This is a genomic window from Nonomuraea ceibae (assembly GCF_019396325.1).
GTDB classification, from domain to species: Bacteria; Actinomycetota; Actinomycetes; order Streptosporangiales; family Streptosporangiaceae; genus Nonomuraea; species Nonomuraea ceibae.
On the sequence record NZ_JAHKRO010000037.1, the window covers coordinates 68,963 to 76,390 of the forward strand.

Below are 7,428 nucleotides of genomic sequence, written 5' to 3' on the forward strand. Positions count from 1 at the left end.
CCCACCGGTACAGCGGCAGATCGCCCAGACACGCACTCTCACCAGCGATAACCCGCCCGAAGCCAAGGAACTGGACCCTCGACGATCCGGCGGCCCCGGACGCGTCCACGCCGCCTTCCGTAGAGGCGCGCATGCCGACGCCAAGATGGCCGCGCTCTGGCGGCTCGAAGCGTGACTCCCGGGGCGTCTGGACCGCGAAATTGACTCTCACACCGTGTGATGCCCTATGCCAGGATGTGCCGAATCCTGGGAGGTCATGATGGCAATCGAAGAGCGCGTCGAGGCCGTGCTGAGGGCGGGTGAGGCGCCGAACCTGCACGGGCTGGTCGTCCGGCGGCGCGGTGAGGTGCTGGTGGAGCACTACGGGGCGGGGGAGGACTACCGGCTCGGGGACGCGCTCGGGCATGTGACGTTCGATGCCGCGACGCTGCACGACGTCCGGTCCGTGAGCAAGAGCGTGGTCGCCCTGCTGTACGGGATCGCGTTGAAGGACGGACTGGTGCCGGAGCCGGGGGCCGGGCTGGTGGCGCAGTTCCCGGAATATCCGGACCTGGTGGCCGATGAGTCCCGGGCGCATCTCACGATCGAACATGCCCTGACCATGACGCTCGGCCTCGACTGGGACGAGAGCGTCCCGTACACGAGCACCGCCAACAGCGAGCTCGCCATGGAGGAGGCGCCCGACCGCTACCGCTACGTCCTGGAACGTCCCGTCGTCGAGGAGGCCGGGAAGCGGTGGTCGTACTGCGGGGGCGGCACGACGCTGGTCGGCGGGATCATCGCGCGGGGCGCCGGGCGGTCGCTGGCCGAGTACGCGCGTGAGGTGCTGTTCGAGCCGCTCGGGATCGGCGCGTTCGAGTGGACGACCGGCGACGACGGGGTGCCGCTGGCTCCGGCGGGGCTGCGGCTCAGGCCGCGCGACCTGGCGACGATCGGGGAGATGGTGCTGGACGGCGGTCGCGGCATCGTGCCGGCCGAATGGCTCGACGAGATGCTGCGACCCCGCGTGGAGATCGGGGAGAACTTCGCGTACGGCTATCACTGGTATATCGACACCGGCGAACCGCGCAAGATCGGCGCGCACGGCAACGGCGGGCAGCGGCTGTTCCTGGACCCGTCGCAGGGGCTGGTGGTGGCCGTGACGGCGGGCGACTACAACGACTTCGGGCAGCCCAGCACCACGGCCGTCATGAAGGCGATCGAGCAGGACTAGGAACGGGCCCTCCGGCCGACTCGATCGCATGGCCGAGGCCGGGGTCACGGGCGTGCCGGTGCCGGCGACCTTGGCGGCCGACCAGCGGCAACGCGCACTGGGCGGGTGTCCCGGCGATCCGGCAGCGTCCCCGCTAGTGAGCCTGCCAGGCGGCCAGCAGATCGTCCGGGCCCCACTGCTCGACCGGGAGGCCGGGCTCGAAGCCGGACCTGGAAACGGCCACCCAGGCGGTCCGGCCGGTGACCCCCGGCACGGACGCGGCGCCCCGCGTCAGCTCGTCGTAGTCGTGCCGGTCGAACCGCCGTTGTTCGAGCCACTTGATGGAACCGACGAAGTGGATGTTCTTCGCCACAGGCGCCCGGTCCGCGCCGACCAGGTCGATCTCCGGGTTGTTCTGGCGGTTCCACCAGCCGCCGACTTCTTCGGTGTCCGGCCACCGGTCGTTCGGCAGGGCCCTGGCCAGGGACTCGCGGATGATCGGCTCCACCGCGCGCCCCCGCCAGGCCGTCCAGGATCGCTCGATGCGGCGCAGTGCCACGTCGGGGCGTCCCCGCTCGCTGTCGACGACCGCCTTCTGCAGGAAGGACAGCCAGAACCGCAGGTAGTGGTCGGCCACCCGGTAACGCTTGTTCTTGTCCTCGGGTTTGGTGGAGAGCGGGACTTCCGCCGCCACCACCCGCTTCTCGACCAGGGTCTTGAGGATCGGAGCGAGCGTTCCGGAGGGAAGCGCGGCGTTGTTGCCGACCTTCTCGGCGATCTTGCCGAACGTGCGCTCGCCGGCGCCGATGACCTCCAGCACCGCGCGGACGTGCGTGCCGGCGGGAAACTCACCGAGGAGGGACAGCTCCCCTGCGGCGAGAAGAGGCGACAGCGGCGAATCGAGGCTTCGGCGGAGGAAGTCGAGGCGGGACAGCCCCGGCTCCCAGGACTGGACGATCTCGGGGAACCCGCCGGTGATGAGGAGCGCGTCCACGGCGTCGGCCGCGGGCAACCCGGTCATCTCGGCGACGTCGGCAAGAGACAGCGGCCGGATCGTCATGCCGGCCGCCCGCCCGAAGAACGGGCGCCCGTACTCCTGGAGGGCTTCCATCATGGTGAGATCGCTGCCTACGAGGATCAGCAGGATCGGCTTGTCGGACAGGAAGCGGTCCCAGACCGTCTGGAGAGCGCCTTCGAACTCGTGATCCTGCTCGATCAGCCAGGGGACCTCGTCCAGGACCACGATGCAGGGTGAGTCCGCGGCCGCAGTGGCCAGCGCCCTGAGCGCGCCGTTCCAGTCCGCCGGCTCGACCCCCTGGACGAGCGCGGCTCCGGGAAGACCGGCACAAACGGCGGCCTCGACGAAATCGCGCCGCTCCGCCGCCGGGGCGCGGCCGCGGGTGGCCTGGAAGATGACGTACGGGAGCTTCGACCGGTCGCAGAACTCCTGCACGAGGCGTGACTTGCCGACCCTGCGCCGACCGCTCATGATCAGCGCGCGCCCTCGCGTCGGATGCCTGCCCTCGGCTACGCCGCGGAGCTGGTCGTCGAGGATGCGGAGATCGTGGGCACGCCCGGTGAACGTGGTCGCCATGTCCGCCTCCGGAAAGTCGATTCCATCTAAGTAAGAAGCAATCTTACTTAGATGGTTCCGACTTAACCTCGCCGATCGCCGTGTGGAAGGCCGCGAGGGCGGCTCGGATGGCCGGGTGGTCGCCGTGTCCGCGTCTGAAGGCGGCCAGGGTGCGGCGGCTGAGGGGGAGCGGGGTGAGGGTGACGCCGGGCGGTGGCGACAGGGCGGCCAGGCGCGGGACCAGCGCGACGCCCGCGCCTGCGGCGGCGAAGGCGAGGACGGTGTCGAAGTCGTCGATGCAGTGCCGGACGAGGGGTTCGAAGCCGGCGGCCTGGCAGGCCCGGATGGTCATGGTGTGGCAGAGGGTGCCGGGTTTGCCGACGATCCACGGGTCGCCGGAGGCGTCGGCGATCGCGGTCCGGTTCGTCAGGTACATCGGCTCGCTGAACAGGGGCTCGGTCTCCAGCGACGTGTCGGTGACGGGCGGGACGAAGTCGTACTCGTGGACCAGCGCCACGTCCAGCTCGCCGGCGCGCAGGGCGGCGGAGACGTCGGCGGGGTCGATCTCGGAGATCATCGGGATGACGGCGGGGTGCGCGCCGGTGAGTGCGGCGAGCGCGGGCGGGAGCAGGACGCGGGCGGCGGTGGGGAAGGCGCCGATGCGCAACGGACCGGCGGGGCCGCCGCGGACGGCGGCGAGCGCGGCGGAGGCGCGTTCGAGCTGTTCGAGCACGGCCTGGGCGTGCTCGACGAGGAGGTGTCCGGCGGGGGTCAGCGTGACGGTGCGGCCGGTGCGGCGCAGCAGCGGCACGCCCGCCTCCCGTTCCAGGGCGCTGAGCTGCTGGGAGACGGCTGACGGGGTGAACGCGACGGCCTCGGCGACGGCGGCGATGGTGCCGCGCCGGGACAGTTCGCGTAGAAGGTGCAGCTTGCGAGGGTCGAGCATAAGTCGAGCTTACGGTGGACGTCACGAATCGTCGCTGGACCTACCGAATGCCCAGGGGCCAAGCTCGAAGCATGCTGAGTGGAATCCATGTGCCGCTGATCACGCCGTTCGACGAGACGGGGGCGGTGGCGTACGACGCGGTCGAGAAGCTGGCCGGGCACGTGCTCGACCAGGGGGCGGCCGGGCTGGTGGCGCTGGGGACGACCGCCGAGGTGGCGGCGCTCGACGCCGACGAGCGGGCCGGGGTGATCGAGGTGTGCGCGCGGATCTGCGGCGAGCGCGGGGCGCCCCTGACCGTGGGCGTCACGGGCAACGACACGCGATCCGTCGCGCGGGCGCTGAGCGAGCTGCCCGACGGGGTCGCCGCGGCTCTGGTCACGGTGCCGTACTTCCTGCGGCCGTCGGAGCGCGGGGTGATCGCGCACTTCGAGGCGCTGGCCGAAGGGACGCCGGTGCCGCTGGTGATCTACCACATTCCCTACCGGACCGGGCAGGCGGTGGGCGCGGCCACGCTGCGGCACCTGGGCGCGCACCCGATGGTCGCCGGCGTGAAGTACGCGGCCGGGGGGATCGACCAGGACGCCGTCGACCTGCTCGGGGACCTGCCCGACGGGTTCGCGGTGCTGGGCGGCGACGACGCGTTCATCTCGCCGCTGCTGGCGCTGGGCGCGGCGGGCGGCATCCTGGCCTCCGCACACCTGGTGACCGACCGGTTCGCCGAGCTGGTCGCCGCCTGGCACGCCGGGGACGTGGCCCGGGCCAGGGCGCTCGGGCACCGGCTGGCCACGATCTCGGCCGCGCTGTTCGCCGAGCCGAACCCCACGGTCATCAAGGGCGTCCTGCACGCCCGGGGCCTCATCTCGACCCCGGACGTGCGGCTGCCGCTGCTGCCCGCGAGCGCCGCGGCCGTCTCACAGGCTGACCTGGTGGCGGTACATCCAGGCCAGTGACTCCTGGCTGGCGCTCTTCTTCAGGAAGAACGGCATCAGCGCGTCGCGGAACACCCGCGCCACCGGCCCGGCCGCCTTGCTGTTGCTGATCGTCTTCGCGTACGCCACCACGCGCTCGACCCGGCCGCGCCGCTCGGCCTCGAACCGGCGGAACGCCGCCTCGTGGCCGGCCTCGTCGCGCAGGCAGCGGGCCAGCACGACGGCGTCCTCGACGGCCAGAGAGGCGCCCTGGCCGGAGCTGGGCGAGGTGGCGTGCGCGGCGTCGCCGGTCAGCACGACCCTGCCCCGGTGCCAGACCGGCACGGGCGGCAGGTCGTGGATGGGCAGCATCGGCCCGATCTCGGCCCGCCGGACCAGCTCGGCCGAGAAGTTCGCGTCGTCCTTGAACGCCTCGACCAGAACCGGCCGCCAGTCGTCCGGCACGTCGCCGAGCGCGCGTGGCAGGTTCGCGAACCACCAGGTCTCACCCGATTCGGCCACCGAGTAGCCGAAGAACGCCCGCTTCCCGAACACCATGTGGTAGACGCCCGGTTCGCCGGTGAAGTCCTGGTCGTGCATGATCCCGCCGCCACTGTAGAGCCCGGCGTAGCGCGGGGCGGGCGCCTGCGGGTCGAGCAGGTGCCGGGTGCGCGACCGTACGCCGTCGGCGGCGATCAGCAGATCGCCCTTCGCCCGCGTCCCGTCCTCGAACGTGGCCGTCACCTGGTCGCCGGTGTCGTCGAAGGACACCATGCGCTTGCCGTACGAGACCCGCACGCCACGGCGGGCGGCCCCGTCGCGCATGATCCGGTAGAGGTCGGAGCGCAGGATCGTGTGGCTGACCGTGCCGTCGTCCAGGGCGAGTCCGTTGGCCACCGTGCCCAGGCGTTTGCCGGTGCCGCTCCACATGACCATGGCCGGCGTGGGGATGCCGACCGCCATGACCTCGCGGTGCAGGCCCAGCGAGCGCAGCGCGTCGAGGCCGTTGGACGCCAGGTTGAGGAACGAGCCGACGCCCTGCGCGGTGTCTCCGTACGCCTCGTAGATCTCCGCCTCGATGCCCACCTCGTGCAGTGCCATCGCCAGCGCGGGGCCGCCGATGCCGCAGCCTATGACCAGAGCCTTCATCGTGATAACCTTTCGTTCGGCTGAACGAAATATATGACGATGGAGACGCCGATGTCCAGAGATATTTCGGAACACCGAAAGAAATTGCTCGACGCCCTGTCCGACGCCGGACGGGCCAACAGCAACGCCGCCGTGATGTACCACACCGCCATGGGCGAGCGGATGGGCCTGGGGATGAGCGAGGAGAAGACGCTCGACCTGCTGCAACGCCTCGGGCCGCTGACAGCGGGGGAGATCGCGCAGCACACCGGGCTGGCCCCCGCCTCGGTCAGCGGGCTCATCGACCGGCTGGAGGCCAAGTGGCTCGTCCGGCGCGTCCGCCACCCCAAGGACCGCCGGCGCGTCATCGTCGAGGTCAACTACGAGCGGATCGCCGGGTTCGGGGAGCTGTTCGAGCCGCTGGTGACCGGGCTGACCGAGCTTTATGCGGGCTACTCCGACGAGGAACTGGAGGTGATCGTCGACTTCCTCCAGCGCGCCACCGCCATCCAGGTCGCGGCCACGGCGAAGCTGACGGAGGGGAAAGGGTCTTGACTTATCCCGATTTATCGCCTTAGATCATCGCCCTATGGGTTACTGCTTCCTGTGATGTTCGCGCCGGGCGCCCCCGCGTAGAGCCGTACCGCTCCGCCACGCGCCCGCTCTGCCGTCATGTTCGCGCGAAAACAGGAGGTGGTGCTTCCTTGCGTACCCAACTTTCCCTCTCCCAGGTCACCAAGCGTTACGACGACCGCGTCGTGCTCGACCGCGTGTCGTTCACCGTCAAGCCCGGCGAGAAGACCGGCGTCATCGGCGAGAACGGCTCCGGCAAGTCCACGCTGCTCAAACTCCTCGCCGGAGCCGAGCGGCCCGACAACGGCGAACTCACCGTCGCCGCGCCCGGCGGCGTCGGCTACCTGCCCCAGGCGCTCGAACTGCCGCCCGGCGCCACCGTCGGCGACGCCGTCGACCACGCCCTCGCCGACCTGCGCGACCTCGAAACCCGCATGCGCGCCGCCGAGCAGACGCTCACCGAGGACACCCTGGACGCGTACGCCGCCCTCGTCGAACGCTTCGAAGCGCGCGGCGGCTACGAGGCCGACGCCCGGGTCGACGCCGCCCTGCACGGCCTCGGCCTGCCCGGGCTCCCCCGCGACCGGCCCGTCGCCACCCTCTCCGGCGGCGAACGCTCCCGGCTCGCCCTCGCCGCCACGCTCGCCTCCGCGCCCGAACTGCTGCTGCTCGACGAACCCACCAACGACCTCGACGACCAGGCCGTCGCCTGGCTCGAACAGCACCTGCGCGCGCACCGGGGCACCGTCGTGGCCATCACCCACGACCGGGTCTTCCTCGACCGGGTCACCACCAGCATCCTGGAGGTCGACCACGGCGCCGTCCGCCGCTACGGCAACGGCTACGGCGGCTACCTCGCCGCCAAGGCCGCCGAACGGGCCGCCCAGGCGCTGGCGCACGAGGAGTGGAAGGCCGAGCTCGCCCGGCACGCCGGCCTCGTCACCGCCAACGCCGGCCGGCTCGCCGCCATCCCGCGCAAGGTCGCCAAGGCCGGCATGGGCACCGGCGCCTGGCGCGCCCGCTCCCGCACCCACGGCGCCGCCGGGCGCATCCGCCAGTCCCACCAACGCGCCGCCTGGCTCCGCGCCCACCCCGTCCCCCCACCCCC

The 7,428-nt window shown here is 71.5% G+C and carries 7 protein-coding genes; 4 read left to right on the forward strand and 3 right to left on the reverse strand.

Features of this window, described 5'->3' with window-relative positions:
• Positions 1 to 256 precede the first annotated feature (256 nt).
• A complete protein-coding gene (locus KME80_RS23225; protein WP_246645515.1) occupies positions 257 to 1,213 on the forward strand; it encodes a serine hydrolase domain-containing protein in 957 nt (318 codons plus the stop codon).
• A gap of 133 nt (positions 1,214 to 1,346) precedes the next feature.
• On the opposite strand, the gene KME80_RS23230 is transcribed toward KME80_RS23225, so the two are convergent.
• Both KME80_RS23230 and KME80_RS23235 read right to left on the reverse strand, forming a co-directional pair.
• Positions 1,347 to 2,786, reverse strand: a complete 1,440-nt coding sequence (locus tag KME80_RS23230; RefSeq protein WP_246645517.1) for an ATP-binding protein — start codon at positions 2,784 to 2,786, stop codon at positions 1,347 to 1,349.
• Between the two features lie 43 nt (positions 2,787 to 2,829).
• Positions 2,830 to 3,711: a LysR family transcriptional regulator gene (locus tag KME80_RS23235; protein WP_219508222.1), complete on the reverse strand. Its 882-nt coding sequence runs from the start codon at positions 3,709 to 3,711 to the stop codon at positions 2,830 to 2,832.
• A 71-nt stretch (positions 3,712 to 3,782) separates the two neighbouring features.
• On the opposite strand from KME80_RS23235, the gene KME80_RS23240 reads away from it, so the two are divergent.
• Positions 3,783 to 4,661, forward strand: a complete 879-nt coding sequence (locus KME80_RS23240; protein ID WP_219508223.1) for a 4-hydroxy-tetrahydrodipicolinate synthase family protein — start codon at positions 3,783 to 3,785, stop codon at positions 4,659 to 4,661.
• Here KME80_RS23240 and KME80_RS23245 read toward each other — a convergent pair.
• Complete coding sequence (locus tag KME80_RS23245; RefSeq protein ID WP_219508224.1) at positions 4,623 to 5,768, reverse strand: FAD-dependent oxidoreductase; 1,146 nt, start codon at positions 5,766 to 5,768, stop codon at positions 4,623 to 4,625. The genes KME80_RS23240 and KME80_RS23245 overlap by 39 nt on opposite strands.
• Before the next feature lie 84 nt (positions 5,769 to 5,852).
• Between KME80_RS23245 and KME80_RS23250 the strand changes: the two genes are divergently transcribed.
• Both KME80_RS23250 and KME80_RS23255 read left to right on the forward strand, forming a co-directional pair.
• The gene (locus KME80_RS23250; RefSeq protein ID WP_246645519.1) at positions 5,853 to 6,302 is read left to right on the forward strand and encodes a MarR family winged helix-turn-helix transcriptional regulator; all 450 of its coding nucleotides are present in this window, start codon (positions 5,853 to 5,855) and stop codon (positions 6,300 to 6,302) included.
• 149 nt (positions 6,303 to 6,451) lie between these two features.
• Positions 6,452 to 7,428, forward strand: a 977-nt coding sequence (locus KME80_RS23255; protein ID WP_219508226.1) for an ATP-binding cassette domain-containing protein, incomplete at its 3' end; no start/stop codon positions are given.

Coding starts and splice junctions, on each gene's coding strand:
- KME80_RS23225 (WP_246645515.1), top strand. CDS start 257: ATGATGGCAATCGAAGAGCGCGTCGAGGCCGTGCTGAGGGCGGGTGAG.
- KME80_RS23230 (WP_246645517.1), bottom strand. CDS start 2,786: ATGGCGACCACGTTCACCGGGCGTGCCCACGATCTCCGCATCCTCGAC.
- KME80_RS23235 (WP_219508222.1), bottom strand. CDS start 3,711: ATGCTCGACCCTCGCAAGCTGCACCTTCTACGCGAACTGTCCCGGCGC.
- KME80_RS23240 (WP_219508223.1), top strand. CDS start 3,783: ATGCTGAGTGGAATCCATGTGCCGCTGATCACGCCGTTCGACGAGACG.
- KME80_RS23245 (WP_219508224.1), bottom strand. CDS start 5,768: ATGAAGGCTCTGGTCATAGGCTGCGGCATCGGCGGCCCCGCGCTGGCG.